General features: G+C 55.7%; 18 protein-coding genes. 1 reads left to right on the forward strand and 17 read right to left on the reverse strand.

Translation table 11 applies throughout. From position 1 onward, the window contains the following. Positions 1–17 precede the first annotated feature (17 nt). The 12 genes from BMW49_RS08630 to ihfB all read right to left on the reverse strand — a co-directional run bounded on the left by BMW49_RS08630 (position 18) and on the right by ihfB (position 13104). Positions 18–1253, reverse strand: coding sequence for an O-antigen translocase (locus tag BMW49_RS08630; RefSeq protein WP_069518162.1), 1236 nt, complete (start codon positions 1251–1253; stop codon positions 18–20). A gap of 3 nt (positions 1254–1256) precedes the next feature. Further along, on the reverse strand, positions 1257–2378 hold the full coding sequence (locus BMW49_RS08635) for a DegT/DnrJ/EryC1/StrS family aminotransferase (RefSeq protein WP_069518164.1): 1122 nt from the start codon (positions 2376–2378) through the stop codon (positions 1257–1259). After that, on the reverse strand, positions 2375–2839 hold the full coding sequence (locus tag BMW49_RS08640; protein WP_083251705.1) for an acyltransferase: 465 nt from the start codon (positions 2837–2839) through the stop codon (positions 2375–2377). The genes BMW49_RS08635 and BMW49_RS08640 overlap by 4 nt, the downstream gene beginning before the upstream one ends. Then, positions 2836–3237 carry a sugar 3,4-ketoisomerase gene (locus BMW49_RS08645; protein ID WP_069518166.1) on the reverse strand — a complete coding sequence of 134 codons (402 nt, stop codon included), beginning with the start codon at positions 3235–3237 and terminating at the stop codon, positions 2836–2838. Before BMW49_RS08645 ends, BMW49_RS08640 begins: the two co-directional genes overlap by 4 nt. Continuing rightward, positions 3234–4106, reverse strand: coding sequence for a glucose-1-phosphate thymidylyltransferase RfbA (gene rfbA / locus BMW49_RS08650; RefSeq protein ID WP_069518168.1), 873 nt, complete (start codon positions 4104–4106; stop codon positions 3234–3236). The genes BMW49_RS08645 and rfbA overlap by 4 nt, the downstream gene beginning before the upstream one ends. Next, the gene (rfbB, locus tag BMW49_RS08655) at positions 4103–5239 is read right to left on the reverse strand and encodes a dTDP-glucose 4,6-dehydratase (RefSeq protein ID WP_069518170.1); all 1137 of its coding nucleotides are present in this window, start codon (positions 5237–5239) and stop codon (positions 4103–4105) included. Before rfbB ends, rfbA begins: the two co-directional genes overlap by 4 nt. A 14-nt stretch (positions 5240–5253) precedes the next feature. Continuing rightward, positions 5254–6279, reverse strand: coding sequence for an NAD-dependent epimerase/dehydratase family protein (locus tag BMW49_RS08660; RefSeq protein WP_069518172.1), 1026 nt, complete (start codon positions 6277–6279; stop codon positions 5254–5256). 120 nt (positions 6280–6399) lie between these two features. Further along, a complete protein-coding gene (gene tviB, locus BMW49_RS08665) occupies positions 6400–7677 on the reverse strand; it encodes a Vi polysaccharide biosynthesis UDP-N-acetylglucosamine C-6 dehydrogenase TviB (protein WP_069518174.1) in 1278 nt (425 codons plus the stop codon). Positions 7678–7765: 88 nt separating this feature from the next. Further along, positions 7766–9223 carry an MBL fold metallo-hydrolase RNA specificity domain-containing protein gene (locus tag BMW49_RS08670; RefSeq protein ID WP_069518176.1) on the reverse strand — a complete coding sequence of 486 codons (1458 nt, stop codon included), beginning with the start codon at positions 9221–9223 and terminating at the stop codon, positions 7766–7768. Positions 9224–9517: 294 nt separating this feature from the next. Next, positions 9518–10792: a Wzz/FepE/Etk N-terminal domain-containing protein gene (locus tag BMW49_RS08675; protein ID WP_083251706.1), complete on the reverse strand. Its 1275-nt coding sequence runs from the start codon at positions 10790–10792 to the stop codon at positions 9518–9520. 592 nt (positions 10793–11384) lie between these two features. Beyond that, positions 11385–12647 (reverse strand): Wzz/FepE/Etk N-terminal domain-containing protein, encoded by a 1263-nt coding sequence (locus BMW49_RS08680; RefSeq protein WP_069518178.1) that lies wholly within the window; start codon positions 12645–12647, stop codon positions 11385–11387. A gap of 172 nt (positions 12648–12819) precedes the next feature. After that, positions 12820–13104 (reverse strand): integration host factor subunit beta, encoded by a 285-nt coding sequence (gene ihfB, locus BMW49_RS08685; RefSeq protein ID WP_069518180.1) that lies wholly within the window; start codon positions 13102–13104, stop codon positions 12820–12822. A 751-nt stretch (positions 13105–13855) separates the two neighbouring features. Here ihfB and BMW49_RS08690 point away from each other — a divergent pair. Beyond that, complete coding sequence (locus BMW49_RS08690; protein ID WP_069518182.1) at positions 13856–14299, forward strand: REP-associated tyrosine transposase; 444 nt, start codon at positions 13856–13858, stop codon at positions 14297–14299. Between the two features lie 595 nt (positions 14300–14894). Here the strand turns inward: BMW49_RS08690 and rpsA are convergent. The 5 genes from rpsA to cysC form a co-directional block, all read right to left on the reverse strand. Next, complete coding sequence (rpsA, locus tag BMW49_RS08695) at positions 14895–16586, reverse strand: 30S ribosomal protein S1 (protein ID WP_069518184.1); 1692 nt, start codon at positions 16584–16586, stop codon at positions 14895–14897. A 152-nt stretch (positions 16587–16738) separates the two neighbouring features. Further along, positions 16739–17428 carry a (d)CMP kinase gene (cmk, locus tag BMW49_RS08700; RefSeq protein WP_069518186.1) on the reverse strand — a complete coding sequence of 230 codons (690 nt, stop codon included), beginning with the start codon at positions 17426–17428 and terminating at the stop codon, positions 16739–16741. Continuing rightward, positions 17425–19686, reverse strand: a complete 2262-nt coding sequence (locus BMW49_RS08705; RefSeq protein ID WP_244168322.1) for a bifunctional prephenate dehydrogenase/3-phosphoshikimate 1-carboxyvinyltransferase — start codon at positions 19684–19686, stop codon at positions 17425–17427. Before BMW49_RS08705 ends, cmk begins: the two co-directional genes overlap by 4 nt. Beyond that, positions 19683–20792, reverse strand: coding sequence for a histidinol-phosphate transaminase (hisC, locus tag BMW49_RS08710; RefSeq protein WP_069518188.1), 1110 nt, complete (start codon positions 20790–20792; stop codon positions 19683–19685). The genes BMW49_RS08705 and hisC overlap by 4 nt, the downstream gene beginning before the upstream one ends. A gap of 72 nt (positions 20793–20864) precedes the next feature. Then, positions 20865–21443, reverse strand: a complete 579-nt coding sequence (cysC, locus tag BMW49_RS08715; protein WP_069518381.1) for an adenylyl-sulfate kinase — start codon at positions 21441–21443, stop codon at positions 20865–20867. Positions 21444–21450: the final 7 nt, after the last annotated feature.

Genomic DNA, 21450 nt, shown 5'->3' on the forward strand with positions numbered 1-21450 from the left:
TCACAGAATTTATAATCTTATAACTTACTAATACATACAGTCACAAACAACCAGTACAAAGCATAGCTTGCGGCATAGGCTACTGCGACACCTTCAAACCCCCAATACTCTACAAATAAAAAAGTAAAGATAACGAAAAATGATGAATACAGGACTTCTAGAATAATAAAAATGGTAGCTGAGGCTCGACTTAAAATATAATAAGACATAATCAAACTCCCAACCTTCAAACAATTCCCTACCATTTGCCAGGCGAATAGATCTCTCGCGGCATAGAAATGATCCGAGAATAAAAATTCTATCAGATAGTCCCTTAAAAAATATACAGCCAATGAACTTATAACTGCAAATGGAAGTATTATCTTATACCCATATATCATTTCGGGCCAAACTTCTTCACGCTTTAATTCAGAAAGACGAGGTAAATAGTAAACACTCAGCGTGGTAGTCACTACCATTAAATAAGCCAGGCTCAGTCTCCAAACAGCCTCCCAGTATCCAGCAACTTCCCAACCTAGTGTCTGCCCCAAATGATTTCTAATAAAAATATGACTTACCGGTATACAAATAGCGGACGTCAAAGCCATAGCAGTGAACTTAGCTAAATTCTTCGCCTCTTTTTTTTCAATTCTTCCTACTAGGTACTTAAATTTAAACCAAGGCGTTTTATAAATTAAGAAAGACGTAATAATAAAGGTAAGCGACTGATAAATTGCCAAAGCAACTAAAGCCCCATACAACCCAAAATTACCAGCCATAAAGCTAGTAACAATCAAAGCAAAGATGCTTCCGGAAATATTGGCTGTTACATATTTACGGATCTCTTTTTTTCCGTTGAGAATCGCCAACAACAATGTATTAAATACAAAAAAAACTAGCGTACTAGCAAACCAGACAAACACACTTCCCAACTTCTCATCTTTTAAGAACCAATCAGCAAGAGTACGATTAAGGATAATTACCAGCATAGCTGTCGACAGCGAACCTATAAGAGCAATTGTGCCCGCAGTTCGCCAAACTGCATGCTGTTTAGCTTCATCTTTATGGTATTCAGCAGTATATTTTGTTACACCTGTATTTATAGCCCCACTTGCAAAACTCGTTATCATTTGCACAGAACTTTGGAACTGACCTAATGCCGCATAGCCTATAGGACCAACATATACCGCAAGTACTTTATTAATCCCAAGCAAAGTCAACATCTTAATAAATACTGCAATTCCGTTTAGCAAGCTAGTTTTAATAAGCGTCATTGCTTAACCAACCTGAAAAGAATTACAACCAGCAATCACTTGCTGCACATCATCCCTACTCATCAAGGGGCTAATTGGAAGACTGAGCACCTCTTGATGCATCGACTCCGTTAAAGGGAGAACATGTGGGTTCCAGCTTGCGTATGCTTGTTGCAGATGCGGAGGAATTGGGTAGTGAATCAATGTTTGCACACCCGCAGCTGTAAGATGCGCTTGCAGCGCTGCCCGTGCAGTTGAGCGGACTACATACAGATGAAATACATGCTGCGAAAGGGATTGCGACACAGAGTTAAAACTAATGGGCTGCATGAGTTTAGGATTGCTTATGCCCTGAGCGTAAGCCTTTGCTATTTCTCTGCGGCGCTGAGTTTCGGAGTCCAGATGCTTAAGTTTTATCCGCAGCATGGCAGCCTGCATTTCATCGAGGCGGCTGTTCACTCCCTGGTACAGATTCTCGTATTTTTTATGGCTGCCGTAGTTGCCCAATGCGCGGATGGTTTGTGCCAGTTCGTCATCATTTGTAGTGACAGCACCAGCATCGCCCAGCGCGCCTAGATTCTTACCTGGATAAAAACTGAAACCAGATGCATGGCCCCAGTTGCCCGCTTTTTTACCGTTGCTTTCAGCACCGTGTGCCTGAGCCGAGTCTTCCAATACCAGCAATTGGTGCTGATCGGCCAACGCCATAATTTCGTCCATCGGCGCCAACTGGCCATAAAGATGCACCGCCACAATGGCTTTAGTTTTGCTCGTAATGGCGGCGGCAGTTTTTACGGGGCAGAGATTGTAAGTTGCTGAGTCTGGTTCTACTAGCACCGGCTTAAAGCGATTTTCGGTAATAGCCAGTATGCTGGCAATATAAGTGTTAGCCGGAACTATTACCTCGTCGCCTTCGTGCAGCTTGCCCAGCTCTTTCCAGGCCCGTAGCGTCAGCGTGAGGGCATCCAAACCATTGGCAACGCCAATGCAGTGCTTAGCCCCACAGTAATCTGCAAACTCCTGCTCAAAGGCTTTGAGTTCCTGCCCCTGGATATACCATCCGGAATCGATGACACGGGCGGCGGCGCTGATCAACTCTTCTCGGTATTGAGCGTTGATTGATTTTAGATCGAGAAAAGGAATCATTGATCTATATACCTGATAATTTTGGCTGGGTTACCTACCACAACAGCTTTCGCTGGAACATTTTCAGTCACAACAGCGCCTGCACCGATCATTGCGTATTCGCCGATAGTTATACCGGGCAGTAGCGTGGCATTGGCACCAATACTCGCATGATGTTTGATAGTAATGCCGGAAAACTCCTGCGGGTATTCTTTTGAGCGAGGATAAGGGTCATTAGTGAACGTTGCATTCGGGCCAATAAAAACGTTACTCTCAATACGCGTACCATTCCATACTTGAACACCAGATTTTATGGTGACGTCATCACCGATGACAACATCGCCTTCTATCAAAGTGTGGGCGCAAATGTTGCTGTTTTTTCCTATACTCGCCCCTTCAAGAATTACGACAAACTGCCATACTCGTGTACCTTCACCTATTTGACAAGGTGCGACATCAGCCAGCTCATGGATAGTGCTCATTCTGCCGCTGCCTTGATGAAACTTTCATAATCGCGAATATAATCCGACTCATCATAATGCTCACTCGCCAAAACAAGCAGCACACAATCCGGACTAAAGTCGCGCATCTCCCGCCAAACCATCCCCTCAATGATCAATCCTTGAGTGGGTGAATCCAACCAGACTTCTGCTTTTTCAGTGCCATTATCCAACAGCATTTTACATTTACCGGTGACGCATACCGCCACCTGCCTTAGAGCCTTGTGAGCATGAAAACCACGCGCTACACGGGGCTGAGTGCCGAAAAGGTAGTAGACCCGCTTGATGTCGAAAGGTATGGATTTATTACCTTCTAGCGCTACTAACGAACCACGTTCATCGCCCAGTGCAGGAAAACTGACCCATTGCACAAGATTCATAATTTACCCTCTGCCAAATGAAGCAAATATTGACCATAGCTGTTCTTGCTTAAGGATTGGCCTATGCGTTGGAGATCCTCGCGGTTTAGCCAGCCATTGTTAAAAGCAATCTCTTCAAGGCAAGCGATCTTATAACCTTGGCGCTTCTCTATAGTCTCGACGAAGTGCCCGGCTTCCAGCAGGCTTTCATGAGTGCCTGTATCCAGCCAAGCAAAGCCGCGGCCGAGCAACTCGACGTTGAGGTCGCCGCGCTCCATATAGGCCTGGTTGATGCAGGTAATTTCCAACTCGCCTCGGCGGGAGGGCTTGACTTGTCTGGCGATCTGCACCACGTCGTTGTCGTAAAAATACAGGCCCGTAACGGCATAGTGGGATTTAGGCTTTAGCGGCTTTTCTTCAATGGATATAGCCCGCTTGTTCTCATCAAACTCAACCACACCGAAGCGCTCCGGATCTTTGACCTGGTAGCCGAATATGGTAGCGCCTTTGCCACGGTTAACGGCCGCCTTGAGCATAGGGCTGAAGCCTTGACCGTAAAAGATGTTATCGCCCAACACTAAACAAACCGAGTCAGTGCCAATAAAATCTTCGCCAATAATAAAGGCCTGAGCCAGGCCGTCTGGGCTGGGCTGTTCGGCATAACTGAGGGTTATCCCGAAATCAGAGCCATCACCCAGCAGGCGCTTATAACCGCTTATGTCTTCCGGGGTACTGATCAGCAGTATGTCGCGGATACCGGCCAACATAAGTACGGACAAGGGATAGTAGATCATCGGCTTGTCGTAAATGGGCAGCAGTTGCTTGGATACGCCTTTGGTGATCGGGTATAGCCGAGTGCCGGAACCGCCGGCGAGGAGAATGCCTTTCATATGCGGGTACGTCCTTGTTCTGCGGTGCCAAGACGTTCGCGCTGATAGCTACCGTCTTGTACATGGCTGCACCATTCGAGGTTTTCTAGATACCAAACGACGGTTTTGCGAAGGCCGGACTCAAAGGTTTCTGCTGGGGTCCAACCGAGTTCCTTTTGAATCTTGCTGGCGTCGATGGCGTAGCGCAGATCGTGGCCGGGGCGGTCTTGGACGTGGGTGATGAGGTTCTTGTAGGAATGAGTTACCTGTTGAGGCCCGCGGCTAATTGTAGGATTGATCGCGAGCAAGCCCGCTCCTACAGGTGATCGCATAGGTCGGAGTTCGTCGAGAAGCTCGCAGATGCTGCGCACTACGTCGATATTTTGTTTTTCGTTATGACCACCAATATTGTAGGTCTCGCCGATTTGGCCTGCGGTGACGACTTTGTAAAGCGCGCGGGCGTGGTCTTCGACGTATAGCCAGTCGCGTATCTGATCACCTTTGCCGTAGATCGGTAGCGATTTGCCATCCAGTGCGTTGAGGATGACTAACGGGATGAGTTTTTCCGGGAAGTGGTACGGGCCGTAATTGTTCGAACAGTTGGTAATCAGCGTCGGCAGCCCGTAAGTGCGGTGCCAAGCACGCACCAAGTGGTCGGAGCTGGCCTTGCTCGCCGAATAAGGCGAGCTGGGCGCATAGGATGTGGTTTCGGTGAAGATATCTTGCGGCCCTTCCAGGTCGCCATACACCTCGTCGGTGGAGATGTGGTGGAAACGGAAGGCTGCCTTGCCTTGCTCATCCAGTCCATGCCAGTACTGGCGAGCGGCCTCAAGCAGGGTGTAGGTACCGACGATATTGGTGGTTATGAACTCGGCTGGACCGTCAATGGAGCGATCGACATGGGACTCTGCGGCCAGGTGCATGATGGCATCCGGCTGGTGCTCACGGAACACGCGGTCTAATTCGGCACGGTCGCATATATCGACCTGTTCGAACGCGTAGCGCGGGCAGTCGCTGACCACCTCCAGCGACTCAAGATTGCCAGCGTAGGTTAGCTTGTCGAGGTTAACGACCTGATCGCCGGTGTTAGCAATGATGTGGCGCACGACTGCAGAGCCGATAAATCCGGCACCGCCGGTGATGAGGATTTTCATGAATGATTACAAGCCTATTTCAAGAAGCTGATGTACCAAGGCATTGCCCTTTCGATGCCAGCCTGTATATCGAACTTCGAGGCATAGCCTAGCAAGCGCTCGGCCTTGCCGACATCAGCCTGTGAGTGGCGCACATCGCCGGCGCGGAACTCGCGATATACCGGGGGCTTGGCGTAACTCACACCGTTATTGGCCAGGCTTTGTTTGATCGCAGCAAACAGTTGATTGAGATCGGTGCGCCCACCTACTGCCACGTTGTACACCTGATTGCGCGCCGCCTGGCTGCCGCTGGTCGCTGCCAATAAATTGGCCTGCACGGTGTTTTCGATAAAGCAGAAATCGCGGCTGGTTTCGCCGTCGCCATTAATGAACACGTCCTCGCCGTTGATCATGGCAGCGGTCCACTTGGGGATGACCGCGGCATAGGCACCATCTGGATCCTGACGTTTACCGAATACGTTGAAGTAGCGCAAGCCGATGGTTTTGAAACCGTAGGTTTTGGCGAAGACATCTGCATAGAGTTCGTTGACGTACTTGGTGACGGCATACGGCGATAGCGGTTTGCCGATGACGTCTTCTACTTTGGGTAGGCCGGGGTGATCACCGTAGGTGGAGCTTGAAGCGGCGTAAGTGAAGCTTTTCACCTCTGCATCGCGGGCGGCGACAAGCATGTTGAGAAAGCCGCTGATATTGGTGTCGTTGGTGGTGATCGGATCAGCGATAGAGCGAGGGACGGAGCCCAGGGCCGCCTGATGGAGGACGTAATCAACGCCCTCGCAGGCTTTTTGGCAGGCTTGCAGGTTGCGGATGTCGCCTTCGATAAATTGGAAGCGCTGCCATTGTTCGGCAGTGACGAGGGTTTGAACTTCGTCGAGATTACGCTGATGACCAGTGGCGAAGTTATCCAACCCAACTACACGCTGACCGAGCTTAAGCAGGGCCTCCAACAGGTTGGAGCCGATGAAGCCGGCTACGCCGGTAATGAGCCAGGTTTTCGGGGTGATGGGTAGTTCTGCCAACAAAGAGTCGTAGGGCGTCATGTGCTCAATTCTATGTGTGAGGGGGGCCAGTGTGATCGCTGCTTTCGTCAAGTAAGTCGATCACCGCCCTGTGCCGGGTTTTATAAGCATGTCGTTGCGGGTCACGCTTGCCACGTTTTTTTACAGGCGGAGGTCGGACTCTGCAGCGCTCAGCAGGTACTTGAGGTCATACAGCACATGTTCGGCCTTGCCGTGCTTACGAATATTTTCTGCGCCCAAGGCGCGGAATTCGTTGTGGGCTACAGCCAGGATAATACCGTCGTAAGTATTGACCGCTGGTTCGGTAATAGGGGTAATAGCGTACTCGTGCTGCGCTTCTTCGACGCTGACCCACGGATCGTAGACATCGACCTCGATGTTGTAATCCGCCAACTCACGGACAATATCCACCACCTTGGTGTTGCGCAGGTCCGGACAGTTTTCCTTGAAGGCCAGGCCCATCACCAGCACCCGTGCGCCATCGACATGGATGCGGCGCTTAAGCATGCCCTTGATCAGTTGCGACACCACATAGGCACCCATGCTGTCGTTGAGGCGGCGGCCTGCCAGGATGATTTCCGGGTGGTAGCCGATGCTTTCCGCCTTGTGAGTCAAGTAGTATGGATCGACGCCAATGCAGTGACCGCCTACCAGCCCTGGACGGAATGGCAGGAAGTTCCACTTGGTGCCCGCTGCCTTAAGTACCGCTTCGGTGTCGATGCCCATCTTGTTGAAGATCAGGGCCAATTCGTTGATCAGGGCGATATTCAGGTCACGCTGGGTATTCTCGATGACCTTGGCCGCTTCCGCGACTTTGATGCTGCTGGCCTTGTGCGTCCCTGCCGTGATGATCTGCCGGTAAAGGGCATCAACCAGTTCGGCGACTTCCGGTGTAGAGCCGGAGGTGACTTTCTTGATGGTAGTAACGCGGTGCTCTTTGTCCCCCGGGTTGATACGCTCGGGGCTGTAGCCGGCAAAAAAATCCACATTGAACTTGAGGCCAGAAACCTGCTCCAGCACTGGCACACAGTCTTCCTCCGTGGCACCGGGATAGACAGTCGACTCGTAAATGACGATGTCGCCTCTCTTTAGGACTTTGCCAATGGTTTGAGAGGCTTTGATCAGGGGGGTCAGATCGGGCTTCTTGTGCGCATCAATGGGAGTCGGCACGGTGACGATGTATGTATTGCAAGTTTTCAGGTCGTCAATGTCGGCGCTATAACAGAGGTGGACGGAATGCGTCAACTCTTCATCGCTGACTTCAAGGGTGGCGTCATGGCCGGCCTTGAGGGCAGCGATACGCTGCAGGTTGATGTCGAACCCAACCACGGAGCGATGCTTACCGAATTCCGCAGCAAGAGGCAGGCCGACATAGCCAAGACCTATGATGGCGAGTTTGATGTCTTGCAAATTAAGCATCGGAAGTATCCAAAAAGTTAGTTTTATTTATTACAAAATTATGTTTGGTCGTGGTGTGCAGGTTTAAATTGAGAAAAATTTAATAGCCTCACTGGTGGGCGCTAGGTATTCGTAGATCCAAGCCACGTTTAGCCATCTTGTAAAGCACCTTGAGTCGCTCACCAAGCTCTCGCTTGGCACTGGCATCACCATGAACGATCCGTATTTGTTCGGGCCAGCGGCGCATGCCTGTTACAAAGCTCAGCAGGCCTTGCTGATCCGCATGGGCTGAATAGCCACCTATGGTGTCGATTTTCGCGGCAATTTTATAACGCTCGTGGTCTAAATCCACATAACCGCCCCGTGGACCGTGTAGCTGAATTGCGTTGCCGGGCGTGCCTTGGGCCTGGTAACCGACAAACAATACATTGTGCCGAATATTGCCCAGCATGGCTTTGAGGTAATTGACGATCCGACCGCTGGAGCACATACCGTTCCCAGCGATCACGATGGCGGGCTGAGAGGTTTGCGTCAGGCGCTTGACCATGGCCAGATGGGCGCGATGGCTGTCGACGGTAAGTAATTGCTCAAAGCCCAGAGGTTTGCGTCCTTGCCTGACGCGCTGTAGGGCTTCGTCATCCCAAAACGGTTTTAGTTCGCGGTACACCTGGGTAAATCTGCTGGCCAGGGGGGAATCGAGGATGATCGGTAGCTTGGTCCAGTCAAGCGCACTGCCCTGCCCTTTAGCTTTCGACTTGTCCGGCGCTTGCTGTTTGCGATGAAGAATATCCTCAAGCTCGTAGAGCAGCTCTTGGGTACGGCCAATACTAAAAGCGGGAATCAGCACCGTGCCTTGATCTGACAGGGCATGCTCTAGCACCTGCTCCAGGCGCTGGCGGCGGGTGCGACGGTCTTCATGTAGGCGGTCGCCGTAGGTGCTTTCGAGCACCAGGATGTCAGCACGCTGAGGCGGCTTGGGTGCGGGTAACAGCGGCGCATGAGGAGCACCCAGGTCGCCGGAAAAGACAATGCGTTTTTGCTCGCCCGTCTGGCGGTAGTTGAGATCTATCTCGACATAGGCTGAACCGAGGATGTGCCCAGCGCGTTGCAAGCGAATGCGACAACACAACTGCTCGTCGTCCTGCAGGGTGAACCAGATTTTGTAAGGCAGCGCGATGATGCGTTGCTCAATCAGCTTTAAGTAGCGTTCAACCTGCTTTTGGTCGCGACTGAAGCCTAGCTTGAAGGCATCTTCCAAGACGATTGGCAGCAGCTTGGCAGAGGGCTCGCTGCATAGGATCGGACCTTTGAAGCCTGCCGCAAGGAGGTAAGGGATGCGCCCCACGTGGTCGATATGCACATGGGTGGCAATCAGTGCTTTGATGCCTTCGATGGAAAAATCGATCGTCAGCCGTTCTGCCCCAGCCTTGCCGCTTGCCGAGGTTTCCGCCCCCTGAAACAAACCGCAATCCACCAGCAGACTGTTGCTAGCTTGCATCACAAGCTGATGGCAGGAACCCGTCACGCCATCCGCTGCACCGTGATGCACAATAGTGGGGTAGCTCATAGGTCGCACTCCATTAGTCCATTAACGTCGCAGTCTCGAGCGTTTCAAACCATGTCCCACTGGGCTGCTGCCACCCTTGTGCAGACCATATATGAACGTTGAATTCCCTTGAGAACCGTGCCTCGGTGCGGGGCGATTGCTGCCATTCAGATACCTCGGTGTAGCACATAGCATTCGCCGCGGGGCGCGGCTCCCACGAAAGCACCGCCACCGTACAACGCTGCACTGGAACATAGCGGTTTAAGAAGCGCCTCCTGCCTCTTACAACGCACTTCAGGGCTGTGCGGTAATGTCTCAAACCGGACGAGGCTGCGGTTTCAATAGGTTACGCAGCAATACGAAGAGTACCCCGAGCATACCGCCAAGAACCAAACCGATGACCAGCAATAAAGCCTTACGCGGCTTGACGGGAGCAAAGGGTTCGATCGCAACTTGGTCGATAGTCACCAGTTTGGTGTCAAGCACCTGAAGTTGCAGGCCTTGCAAGCGAGCAGCCTCTTCTCGCCATACCGCGAGCTTTTTGAGGAACAGGTCTTCGTTTTCACGCTGCTTCAACACATCGACTTCGCGGTTATGGGCCAGCAACTGCAACTCTTTGGCAATTTGTGCGATGCGTGGCTCGGTGAAGTCATCAGAACGGCGGCGCTGAAGTGCTTCACGCTCAGCCTCAAGGGCTTCAGTACCCATGAAGTACAGCGGTATCTGCTGGTTATTGACTTCGGTGCGAATTACGCTGCCGGATGCAGCGCGGGCGCCCTCCCCCAATGCAGACGGCGTGGTGGGCTTGAGGATATTCAGTGCCCCAGCGATACGGATCGCCTCGCTGAGTTGGGCAATGCGATTGTCCCTACGTGCCTTGAGTTGTTGGCGCAATGCACGCAGTTCATCGTTGAGTTGCGCCTTTTTCAGCGCGTCAGCTTCCAGCAAAGTGGCGATCTTGGCTTCTTTCTGCGCCTCGTAGCTGGCACGGGAAGCTGCAATCTGCGAGTCGAGCTTGCTCAGACGGTTCTGGATGATGCTCTGCAGGTCACTGGTAACCCGGTCATGCTCCGCCTTAATGGCAGACGCAACAAAGCCATTGAGGATGGCAACCCCGTCAATATCTGCGGGATACGTGAGCTGGAGACCCACATAGCCACTGAGTCCATCGGTTTTGTTCAGGTCAGGTTGAAGAATCTTGAACGCGTTTTGGTTGAAGCGCTCAAAATTCTGCTCCAGGCTTTGGCCTGGTGCGCGCAACGGCTCAAACAGCTCAGCATTCTCTCGGAAGTAGGCTAAACGCTGGTCATAGGAATCAAGTGAGGCACCCACACGGCGCAACGCAGTCTCAGGATCAAGCGAATACAACCCCGTGCTGTTCAGCGTATCGAGGTCTTTGAGAGAGGCTGGACGCAGGACGCTCTTTACCTCGTACTGTGGCGTCACGGTGAAGGCATAGGCTAATGCCAGTCCACCACATAACAGCGTTGCGCCAATGATTTGAAATTTGGCAGCCCACAGCCCACGGACGATCTCAACAAGATCAATTTCATCGTGGAGTGGTTGCAAGGTATGCGTTATAGCGTTCAAGACCAAGATCCGTCTTAGTGAAGGTCTGTAATAGGCATTACTGCATAGCTAAGTAGATGAAAAAATAGGAAATAATCATCCACAAAGCGATGTAGATAGCTGGCAATTGGGCATTCTGCCACCAAGAAAAAGCATTACAAGCCTTGACATGACAATGACGCCAGCCATTGGGCGGAAAAATCTTTGCGATAGACATCGCACAATGAGTGGCGGGCACGAAGAGATGCTGCAGGAGCTATTGGTCTACAAACCGCGGTAAGGCCAAAAAGCTTCGCCTCGGGACGCAGAGATTGCAGCCATTACGCAACATCAGTGGCGCACTTAGTATTCGCCGCAGGGCGTGACTCCCACGAAAAGCATCAATGCCATACCCCAAACCTGGAGACTGCGTTGTGAGCCGCGAGCGAAGCAGTCGCAGCACATGCCCTACCCCGCCTCGGGGCGAGGCGGTTGCGGCTATTTAGCTATTTCGGCGTTGCCTATGGCATTCGCCGCGGGGCGCGGCTCCTACAAAAATCATCGTAGCCATGCGACACAGCACTGGTACATAGCGCTCTTAATACTCACGCCGCAAACGAAATAGCAACAGCCACTAACCCACACGCCCACGGAGGACATGTCTAAACAACGCAGTCATTAGGCCCAGCATGCCACCCAATACCAACCCTATTGCAATAATCAACGTTCGCTTGGGCTTTATAGGATCATCAGGCGTCTGAGCCAGACGGTCTACCCGCACGATCTGCATGCCATCAGGGTTAAAGGCGATGCTCTCCAACGCACTGCGCTCCTCGCGCAGCGAAGCAAGAGTACTGAGGTAGATATCTTCATCACTATCAGCGCGTTGACGTAACACATCAACTTGCCGGTTGTTCTCAAGCAGCGTGAGCTGCGCTTCGAGCTCAGCTATGCGTGGCTCGGTAAAATCGTCGTTTTTACGCTCACTCAGGACTTCACGCTCAGCGCGCAAAGCGGCAGCCCCCATAAAATACAACGGTATATCTCGGCTATTAATCTCCGTGCGGATGACTTGATCAGAGCCTCGCTGATCCGCCATTGCGGACGGTGTAGTTGGGCCACTTATGCCTAGCGACTCTGCAATCTGTATGGCTTCATCCAGCATTTCAATCCGGTTTTCGCGACGACTCTTAACCTCTCGGCGCAGCGCCGCGAGCTCATCAGCCACTTGCGCTCGTTTAAGTGAGTTGGCCTCCATCAACGCTGCAATCTCGGCCTCCTTACTGGCTTGATAGCTCGCACGTGCAGCCGCCATTCGGCTGTCGAGATTAGCCAAGCGGTTGCGCACAAGTACATCAAGGTCATCCTTGATTCGTGCCCGCTCATGTTCGATAACGTACTCAACAAAACCGTTAACCACCGCAGCGCCATCCATCCCATCCGCGTAAGTCAGAGAGATGCCTACATACTGGCTCAGGTTGTTGGTCTTCTTAGGGTCGGGTTGCAACATGCTGAACGCATCTTGATTGAACCGCTCAAACGCCTGCTCAAATGCCTGCCCCTCTGGTACCAGACCTGCAAACAGAGGCTGATTGTCACGAAAGAAAGCCAACCTGCGCTCATAGGAAGACAGCGAGCCCGCGACCCGCCCTAGCGCATCAGCAGGCGTGAGCTCATACACACCGGTGCTATTCAAGGCATCAAGCGTACCCTGGCTAACTGGCCTTATCAGGCTTTGAACCTGATAGTAAGGCGTCGCCAGAAATGCATAGCCCGCCGCAACGACAGTCACCAGAAAAGTGACGAGAAGAATTATTACCTTTTGGCGGTAAAGCGTGCGGAGCAGCTCGCCTAGATCAATTTCGTCGGATACAGCAGAGGAGGTACCGGAGGGCATTTGCGGGGAGGCTTCCACTATCAAGAACAAACAAGGGGACGGCAACGCCAAACCACTGCGGGATATATAAGCTCCCGCACTACTCGACGGCAATCGTGGTTAACATTGACCCTGAAGAAGCCGGGCAGTTCAAGTGATGATCCTTGGCATATCAAGCCGCTTTACTTGGGCTTTATTCGTCTTCATTAACCCGGTCACGAAGTTCCTTGCCCGGCTTGAAGTGCGGCACAAATTTGCCGTCGAGGGTAACGGATTGGCCGGTTTTCGGGTTCCGACCGACGCGAGGGGCGCGGTAGTGCAGGGAGAAGCTACCAAAGCCACGGATTTCGATGCGGTCACCGGTGGCTAGCGCCTGCGACATCTGCTCGAGCATGGTTTTGATGGCCAACTCGACATCCTTGTTGGAAAGCTGCCCTTGATGGGTAACGATCCTCTCGATCAACTCCGACTTGGTCATGGTTTTCCCTTCTATTTCAAGCGGCTAGATCACTCGATAGAACGGTTTTAGCATGCTGATCAGCTTTTGAACAGCCTAAAAAACATCACGCTTGCAATTTGTGGCACAGATGGCATGGGCGTGGTTTTCTTCGCGTAAGCCATTGTCTGAAATAGTTGTTTAAGCGAGTACCCGCTGGAAATGGCAGAGCCGGACTCAAGGAAGCCTGAGGTGATACACCAGAAGGAGTAACGCTTCGGCACGAAGCTTTTGGTCGTACCTACAATACTGCGGCATGGCCGCCATTCGCCGCGGGGCGCGCCTCCTACAGGGTAGTGTGTGCGCCGCAGAGTAGGAGCGACGCCCTCGGCGCGAAGCTTTTTGGACGGCCTGCAATACCGCTGCATGGCCACCATTCGCCGCGGGGCGCGGCTCCTACAGGGTAGTGTGTGCGCTGCAAGGTAGGAGCGACGCCCTCGGCGCGAAGCTTTTGGGGCGGTCTGCAATACCGCTGCATGGCCGCCATTCGCCGCGGGGCGCGGCTCCTACAGGGTAGTGTGTGTGCGCTGCAAGGTAGGAGCGAAGCCCTCGGCGCGAAGCTTTTTGGACGGCCTGCAATACCGCTGCATGGCCGCCATTCGCCGCGAGGCGCGGCTCCTACAGGGTAGTGTGTGCGCTTCAAGGTAGGAGCGACGCTCTCGTCGCGAAGCTCTATCTTTACACGTGTCACCACTACGCTGGATTGGCAACATCCTGCAAGGAACGGACTCCGATGACAGATAAGCAATATGCAGCACACAGGCTTCGCAAGGGTCGCTGGTCAAATGCAGGGCAAATCTACATGGTGACCACCGTCACCAAGGGTCGTCAGCCCGTCTTCGCCGATTTTGCGACCGCCAGAATGCTGATTCAGACTATGCGTCGGGACGAGTTGATAGGCTCTCACAGCACCTTGTGCTATGTGGTGATGCCCGACCACCTGCACTGGCTTCTGCAGCTCCAGGATGAATCGCTGTCGCGACTGGTTGGCAGGATCAAATCTCTGTCAGCCAAACGCTTGGGACGACCTTTATGGCAAAGAGGCTTTTATGACCACGCCCTGCGTCAAGAAGAAGATATACAAGACTTAGCGCGTTATATCGTGGCGAACCCGTTACGAGCCGGCCTGGTAAGTCGTATAGGCGATTATCCGCACTGGGATGCTGTGTGGTTATGAGGACACACCATGACAACCTATGAGACCGCGGTACGGCCACCATTCGCCGCGGGGCGCGGCTCCTACAAAAAGCGCGAAAACACCGCGATCCCGTAGGAGCGTCGCCCCGGCGCGAAGCTTTGTGGGCGGCCTGCGAGACCGGGATACGGCCACCATTCGCCGCGGGGCGCGGCTCCTACAAAAGCGCGAAGAGCCCGCGACCCCGTAGGAGCGTCGCCCCGGCGCGAAGGCTTGTGGGCGGCCTGCAAGACCGAGATACGGCCACCATTCGCCGCGGGGCGCGACTCCTACAAAAAGCGCGAAGACACCGCGATCCCGTAGGAGCGTCGCCCCGGCGCGAAGGCTTGTGGGCGGCCTGCAAGACCGAGATACGGCCACCATTCGCCGCGGGGCGCGGCTCCTACAAAAAGCGCGAATACACCGCGATCCCGTAGGAGCGCCGCCCCGGCGCGAAGCTTTGTGGGCGGCCTGCGAGACAGGGTAAGGCCGCCATTCGCCGCGGGGCGCGGCGCCTGGGGTAATGTGTGCCCAGCATGACAAATCGCAGGCACAAAAAAGGGCGACCGAAGTCGCCCTTTTTCTGGATTACCCGAACTTAGTTCTGGTTTTCCATCTGAGCACGGATCAGATCACCAATGGTGGTCGGGCCGGTGCTTTCAGTGCTATCAGCCTTGCTGCGCAGGGTCTGGATAGCTTCTTTCTCGTCTTCGACGTCTTTCGACTTGATCGACAGGCTGATTACGCGGCTCTTGCGGTCAACGCTGATGATCTTGGCTTCGACTTCTTCGCCTTCTTTCAGAACGTTGCGCGCGTCTTCAACGCGGTCACGGCTGATTTCGGAGGCTTTCAGAGTGGCTTCGATGCCGTCGGCCAGGGTGATTACAGCGCCCTTGGCGTCAACTTCTTTCACAGTACCGCGAACGATAGTGCCTTTGTCGTTGACTGCAACGTAGTCGGAGAACGGATCTTCTTCCAGTTGCTTGATGCCCAGGGAGATGCGCTCGCGCTCTGGGTCGACCGACAGGATGACGGTTTCCAGCTCGTCGCCCTTCTTGAAACGACGTACGGCTTCTTCGCCCACTTCGTTCCAGGAGATGTCGGACAGGTGAACCAGGCCGTCGATGCCGCCGTCCAGACCAATGAAGATACCGAAATCGGTGATCGACTTGATGGTGCCGGAGATCTTGTCACCCTTGTTGAACTGGCCGGAGAAATCTTCCCATGGGTTGGTTTTGCACTGCTTGATACCCAGGGAGATACGACGACGCTCTTCGTCGATGTCCAGAACCATGACTTCCACTTCGTCGCCAACCTGAACGACTTTCGACGGGTGGATGTTCTTGTTGGTCCAGTCCATTTCGGAAACGTGTACCAGGCCTTCCACGCCTTCTTCCAGCTCTGCGAAGCAGCCGTAGTCGGTCAGGTTGGTAACGCGCGCCATGACGCGGGTGTCTTGCGGGTAACGTGCCTTGATAGCAACCCATGGGTCTTCGCCCAGTTGCTTCAGGCCCAGGGAAACGCGGTTACGCTCGCGATCGTACTTCAGTACCTTGACATCGATCTCGTCGCCAACGTTGACGATCTCGGACGGGTGCTTGATACGCTTCCAGGCCATGTCGGTGATGTGCAGCAGACCATCGACGCCACCCAGATCCACGAACGCGCCGTAGTCGGTGAGGTTCTTGACGATACCTTTGACCTGTTGGCCTTCCTGCAGGGATTCCAGCAGGGCTTCGCGCTCTGCGGAGTTCTCGGCTTCCAGCACGCTGCGACGGGAAACGACAACGTTGTTGCGCTTCTGGTCCAGCTTGATGACTTTGAATTCGAGCTCTTTGCCTTCCAGGTGAGTGGTATCACGCACCGGACGGACATCGACCAAGGAACCTGGGAGGAACGCACGGATGCCGCTAACGTCGACTGTGAAGCCGCCTTTAACCTTACCGTTGATAACGCCCTTGACCACTTCCTCAGCGGCGAAAGCTGCTTCCAGAACGATCCAGCACTCGGCACGCTTGGCTTTTTCGCGGGACAGCTTGGTTTCACCGAAGCCATCTTCAACCGCGTCCAGCGCAACGTGAACTTCATCCCCGACGTTGATGGCCAGTTCGCCAGCATCGTTGTAGAACTGCTCCAGCGGGATGAGACCTTCAGACTTCAGACCTGCGTGAACGGTTACCCAGCCAGCTTGGTAATCGATATCGACGATGATCGCAGTGATGATCGCGCCAGCCTGAAGGTTGAGGGTCTTTAGGCTTTCTTCAAAAAGTTCTGCAAAGCTTTCGCTCATGTTGATTCCTGTTGATTCAGGGCGGGGAATTCCGCCCAAACCACATTCCAGACAATGTGGGTACGTTCATATAAAAAGAGGCCTGCGGGACTAGGACTGGTTTCCCACATGCCTCCTTGCGAGCCGTTCGACTTAAGCAGCCGTGGCTCTGGTCACCCGGCGAGGTCGCGGTTGGCGACTTCGCTCAGAATGCGTTCCAGCACGTCTTCAATCGACAATTCGGTGGAATCCAGCAGTATCGCATCGGCCGCCGGCTTGAGCGGTGCCACTGCGCGCTGGGTATCGCGCTCATCGCGCGCCCGAATCTCGTCAAGAAGACTCGCGAGATTAACATCATGGCCCTTGCCCTTCAACTGCAAGTAACGTCTGCGCGCACGTTCCTCGGCGCTGGCGGTGAGAAACACCTTCAACGGTGCTTCGGGAAATACCACGGTGCCCATGTCGCGGCCATCGGCGACCAGGCCGGGCATTTCCTGAAAAGCCTGCTGACGCTGCAGCAGGGCTTCGCGCACGGCCGGCAGCGAGGCTACCTGGGAAGCACCGGCACCAACCTGCTCATTGCGGATCACGTCGGTGACTTCTTCGCCTTCGAGGATGATGCTCTGGCCCTTGCCATCGGCCGCGGCAATAAACTGCACGTCGAGGTGCGCGGCCAGGACCTTCATGGCTTCTTCATTGGTCAGGTCAACGCCATGGTTGCTGGCAGCAAAGGCCAGCAGACGATACAGGGCGCCTGAGTCGAGCAGGTTCCAGCCGAGCTGACGCGCCAGCAAGCCGGCGATAGTGCCCTTGCCCGAACCGCTGGGTCCGTCGATGGTGATGACCGGCGCCTGAATCATCATGATTTGCCCTCCTCGCTCACGCGAATACCGACCTGCGCCGCCAGGGCGAGGAAGTTGGGGAAGGAGGTGGCGACGTTGGCGCAGTCATGGATGCGGATCGGCGCCGAAGCGCGCAGCGAGGCGACACTAAAGGACATGGCGATGCGATGGTCGCCATGGCTGACGACTTCGCCGCCGCCCAGCTGGCCACCCTCGATGATGATGCCGTCCGGGGTCGGCTCACACTGGATGCCCAGCGCCAGCAGGCCGTCCGCCATGACCTGAATGCGATCGGACTCTTTGACCCGCAGCTCTTCGGCGCCGCGCAGCACGGTGCGGCCACTTGCACAGGCAGCGGCCACGAACAGCACCGGGAATTCGTCGATAGCCAGCGGCACCAGGTCTTCGGGGATATCGATGCCCTTGAGCGAGGCCGAACGTACGCGCAGGTCAGCCACCGGTTCGCCGCCGACTTCGCGCTGGTTTTCCAGGGTGATGTCGCCGCCCATCAGGCGCAGGATGTCGATCACCCCGGTGCGGGTTGGGTTGATGCCCACGTGCTCAAGCACCAGTTCGGAATCACGGGCAATGCTGCCCGCCACCAGAAAGAAGGCCGCCGAAGAAATATCCGCCGGCACTTCAATGCGCGTAGCGCTGAGCGCCCCGCCGCTGCTCAGACTCGCCGTGGCACCTTCGGTCTGCACCGAATAACCAAAGCCGCGCAGCATGCGCTCGGTGTGGTCGCGGGTGGGTGCCGGCTCGGTCACCGAGGTTTCCCCGGCTGCGTACAGGCCCGCCAGCAGCAGGCAGGATTTGACCTGGGCGCTGGCCATCGGCATGTCGTAATGCATGCCGGTCAGGCGCTGCCCGCCTTTGATGCTCAGCGGCGGACGGCCTTCCGGGCCGGTCTCGATCACCGCGCCCATTTCGCGCAACGGCTTGGCCACACGGTTCATCGGCCGCTTGGACAGCGAGGCGTCGCCAGTCAGGGTGACGTCGAACGGCTGGCCGGCGAGCAGGCCCGACAACAGACGCATCGAGGTACCCGAGTTACCCATATACAGCGGGCCGGCCGGCGCCTTGAGTCCATGCAGGCCGACGCCATGAATGGTCACGCGGCCATGGTGCGGGCCTTCGATGACCACGCCCATATCGCGGAACGCCTGCAGGGTCGCCAGGGCATCTTCGCCTTCAAGGAAGCCTTCGACCTCGGTGGTACCAGTAGCCAGCGAGCCGAGCATGATCGAGCGGTGCGAGATGGATTTGTCGCCCGGTACGCGAATACGCCCCGACAAGGTGCCGCCCGGGTTGGCCAGGAAAATCAGATCATCGTTCGAGTGCATAGCGTCCACATAAGCCCTGCGGGCCAAAATTTTACTGAAATGTTCGCGGGCCACCCGAGCGCGCGTGAATACGCCCAGCAATTGGTGCCCGTCCCCAGCGTCGACCGCGTCGCGCAGGGCGTCGAGGTCATCACGAAACAGATCCAGGGTGTGCAGCACGGCCTCGCGGTTGGCGAGAAAGATGTCGTGCCACATCACCGGATCGCTGCCGGCGATCCGCGTGAAATCACGGAAACCGCCTGCGGCATAGCGGAAAATCTCAAGGTTTTCGCTGCGTTTGGCCAGCGAGTCGACCAGCCCGAATGCCAACAAATGCGGGAGGTGGCTGGTGGCCGCGAGCACCTGGTCATGATGCTCGACCTGCATATGCTCGACATCGGCCTCCAGGGCGCGCCACAGGCCATCGATCAGCGCCACGGCCGCCGGATCGGTGCCCTCCTGCGGCGTCAGGATCACTTTGTGCCGGCGGAACAACTCACCATTGGCCGCCTCGACACCGCTCTGTTCCGAGCCAGCGATCGGGTGGCCCGGCACAAAGCGCGACGGCAGGCCGCCGAAGGCACGCCGCGCGGCCCGCACCACATTACCCTTGGCGCTGCCAACATCGGTCAGCACGGCATTGCCCAGATCCAGGCGGGCCAGCTCACCGAGAAGCTTTTCCATGGCCAGAATGGGTACCGCTAGCTGGATCACATCCGCGCCGCGGCAAGCCACGGCCAGATTACCCTCGCAGCGGTCGACCACCCCCAGCTCGACCGCAAGGCGGCAGGACTCGGGGTCCAGGTCAACGCCCACCACTTCGCGGCATACCCCCCGCGCGCGCAGGCCTTTGGCGAAGGAGCCGCCAATCAGGCCAAGCCCGATCACCACCAGGCGGCCCACACTAGCCGCACCGGGTTGCAGTGCTGTGACGACTGCCGAATTCAGCTCGCTCACGCCGCCAGCACCTTGCCCAGGGCAGCGAGGAAGCGGGCGTTCTCCTCGGGCAGGCCGATGGACACACGTAGGTAATTGGGCATGCCGTAGTTGGTCACGGGACGCACGATCACCCCTTCGCCCAGCAGGGCCTGGTAGATCGGCAGGCCGGGTTGACCCAGATCGACCGCGATAAAGTTGGCCTTGGAGGCGATCCAGCTCAGGCCCAACTGGCGGAAGCCGGCTTCCAGCTGCGCCATACCGGCCGCGTTGACGCGCCGGCTTTCAGCCAGGTAGTCGGCATCGTCGAACGCAGCGCAGGCTGCGGCCAGCGCCAGGCTGTTGACGTTGAACGGTTGCCGTACACGGTTGAGCACATCGGCGATTTGCGCCGAGCTGATGCCATAGCCGACCCGCAGCGCCGCCAAACCGTAAGCCTTGGAGAAGGTGCGCGACACCAGCAGGTTGGCATGGGCAGCCAGGTAATCGAGACCATCGGGCAATTCTTCGCCTTCGGCATACTCGATATAAGCCTCATCCAACACCACCAGGACCTGCTCCGGTACGCGTGCGAGGAAGTTCGCCAGAGTCTGGGGGCCGAACCAGGTGCCGGTCGGGTTGTTCGGATTGGCGATAAACACCACGCGGGTCTGCGCATCGATGGCCGCCAGCATGGCTTCCAGGTCATGCCCGTATTCTTTGGCGGGCACGACCTTGGCCGCAGCGCCCACCGCCTGAGTCGCGATGGGGTAAACCGCAAACGCGTGCTCGCTGAACACCGCATTGAGGCCTGGCGCCAGGTAGGCGCGCGCCACCAGCTCAAGAATGTCGTTGGAGCCATTGCCCAGAGTGACCTGGCTGACCTGCACACCACAGCGTTCGGCCAACAGGCTCTTGAGGGCGAAACCGTTACCGTCGGGGTAACGCGTCAGCTCGCTGAACTCGGCGGCAATCGCCTGCAGCGCCTTGGGGCTGGGGCCGAGCGGGTTTTCGTTGCTCGCCAGCTTGACGATGCCAGCCGGGTCGAGACCCAACTCACGGGCCAGCTCATCGACCGGCTTGCCAGGCACATAAGGGGACAGCTTTTGCACGCCCGGCTGAGCCAGGGCAAGGAAATCACAGGTCATCGACTGGTGCTCTTCTCTAACGCAATTCTGTTAACGGAAACATCGGAAACGGCCCGCCGTATCGGCGCCACTTTAGCGGGCATGACGACTCCGCAGGTAGCCGTGGATCTGTTGGACGGCTTCATCGACACCCAGCTCGCTGGTATCGAAGCGCAACTCGGCAGCCAGAGGCGGCTCGAACGGCGAGTCCAGCCCGGTGAAGTCCTTGATCAAGCCGGCACGAGCACGACGGTAGAGCCCTTTGGGGTCACGTTGCTCACAGACGGCCAGGGGCGTATCGACGAACACTTCGACAAAGCGCCCTGCCACTAGGTCGCGAACGGCGTCGCGATCGGCGCGAAAAGGTGAGATGAACGCGGCTATCACGATTAGCCCGGCATCGACCATCAACGCGGCTACCTCACCCACTCGGCGGATGTTTTCCTGACGATCGGCTGCCGAAAAGTCCAGATCCCGGTTAAGCCCCTGACGCAGGTTATCGCCATCCAGCAGGTAGGTGTGATGGCCGGCGGCATGCAGCTGGCAGTCCAGCGCTTCGGCCAGGGTCGATTTACCCGCCCCACTGAGGCCGGTAAACCAGATCACGCAAGGCTCCTGCTGCTTGAGCTTGGCGCGCTGCGACCCATCCACCCGCGCGGCATCCGCTTGCATAGGCTGG

It is taken from the genome of Pseudomonas cuatrocienegasensis (assembly GCF_900110925.1).
In the GTDB taxonomy this organism is placed as follows: domain Bacteria; phylum Pseudomonadota; class Gammaproteobacteria; order Pseudomonadales; family Pseudomonadaceae; genus Aquipseudomonas; species Aquipseudomonas cuatrocienegasensis.

Excerpts from the sequence above, each read along its gene's own strand:
- BMW49_RS08630 (WP_069518162.1), bottom strand. The coding sequence starts at position 1,253 with ATGACGCTTATTAAAACTAGCTTGCTAAACGGAATTGCAGTATTTATT.
- BMW49_RS08635 (WP_069518164.1), bottom strand. The coding sequence starts at position 2,378 with ATGATTCCTTTTCTCGATCTAAAATCAATCAACGCTCAATACCGAGAA.
- BMW49_RS08640 (WP_083251705.1), bottom strand. The coding sequence starts at position 2,839 with ATGAGCACTATCCATGAGCTGGCTGATGTCGCACCTTGTCAAATAGGT.
- BMW49_RS08645 (WP_069518166.1), bottom strand. The coding sequence starts at position 3,237 with ATGAATCTTGTGCAATGGGTCAGTTTTCCTGCACTGGGCGATGAACGT.
- rfbA (WP_069518168.1), bottom strand. The coding sequence starts at position 4,106 with ATGAAAGGCATTCTCCTCGCCGGCGGTTCCGGCACTCGGCTATACCCG.
- rfbB (WP_069518170.1), bottom strand. The coding sequence starts at position 5,239 with ATGAAAATCCTCATCACCGGCGGTGCCGGATTTATCGGCTCTGCAGTC.
- BMW49_RS08660 (WP_069518172.1), bottom strand. The coding sequence starts at position 6,279 with ATGACGCCCTACGACTCTTTGTTGGCAGAACTACCCATCACCCCGAAA.
- tviB (WP_069518174.1), bottom strand. The coding sequence starts at position 7,677 with ATGCTTAATTTGCAAGACATCAAACTCGCCATCATAGGTCTTGGCTAT.
- BMW49_RS08670 (WP_069518176.1), bottom strand. The coding sequence starts at position 9,223 with ATGAGCTACCCCACTATTGTGCATCACGGTGCAGCGGATGGCGTGACG.
- BMW49_RS08680 (WP_069518178.1), bottom strand. The coding sequence starts at position 12,647 with ATGCCCTCCGGTACCTCCTCTGCTGTATCCGACGAAATTGATCTAGGC.
- ihfB (WP_069518180.1), bottom strand. The coding sequence starts at position 13,104 with ATGACCAAGTCGGAGTTGATCGAGAGGATCGTTACCCATCAAGGGCAG.
- BMW49_RS08690 (WP_069518182.1), top strand. The coding sequence starts at position 13,856 with ATGACAGATAAGCAATATGCAGCACACAGGCTTCGCAAGGGTCGCTGG.
- rpsA (WP_069518184.1), bottom strand. The coding sequence starts at position 16,586 with ATGAGCGAAAGCTTTGCAGAACTTTTTGAAGAAAGCCTAAAGACCCTC.
- cmk (WP_069518186.1), bottom strand. The coding sequence starts at position 17,428 with ATGATGATTCAGGCGCCGGTCATCACCATCGACGGACCCAGCGGTTCG.
- hisC (WP_069518188.1), bottom strand. The coding sequence starts at position 20,792 with ATGACCTGTGATTTCCTTGCCCTGGCTCAGCCGGGCGTGCAAAAGCTG.
- cysC (WP_069518381.1), bottom strand. The coding sequence starts at position 21,443 with ATGCAAGCGGATGCCGCGCGGGTGGATGGGTCGCAGCGCGCCAAGCTC.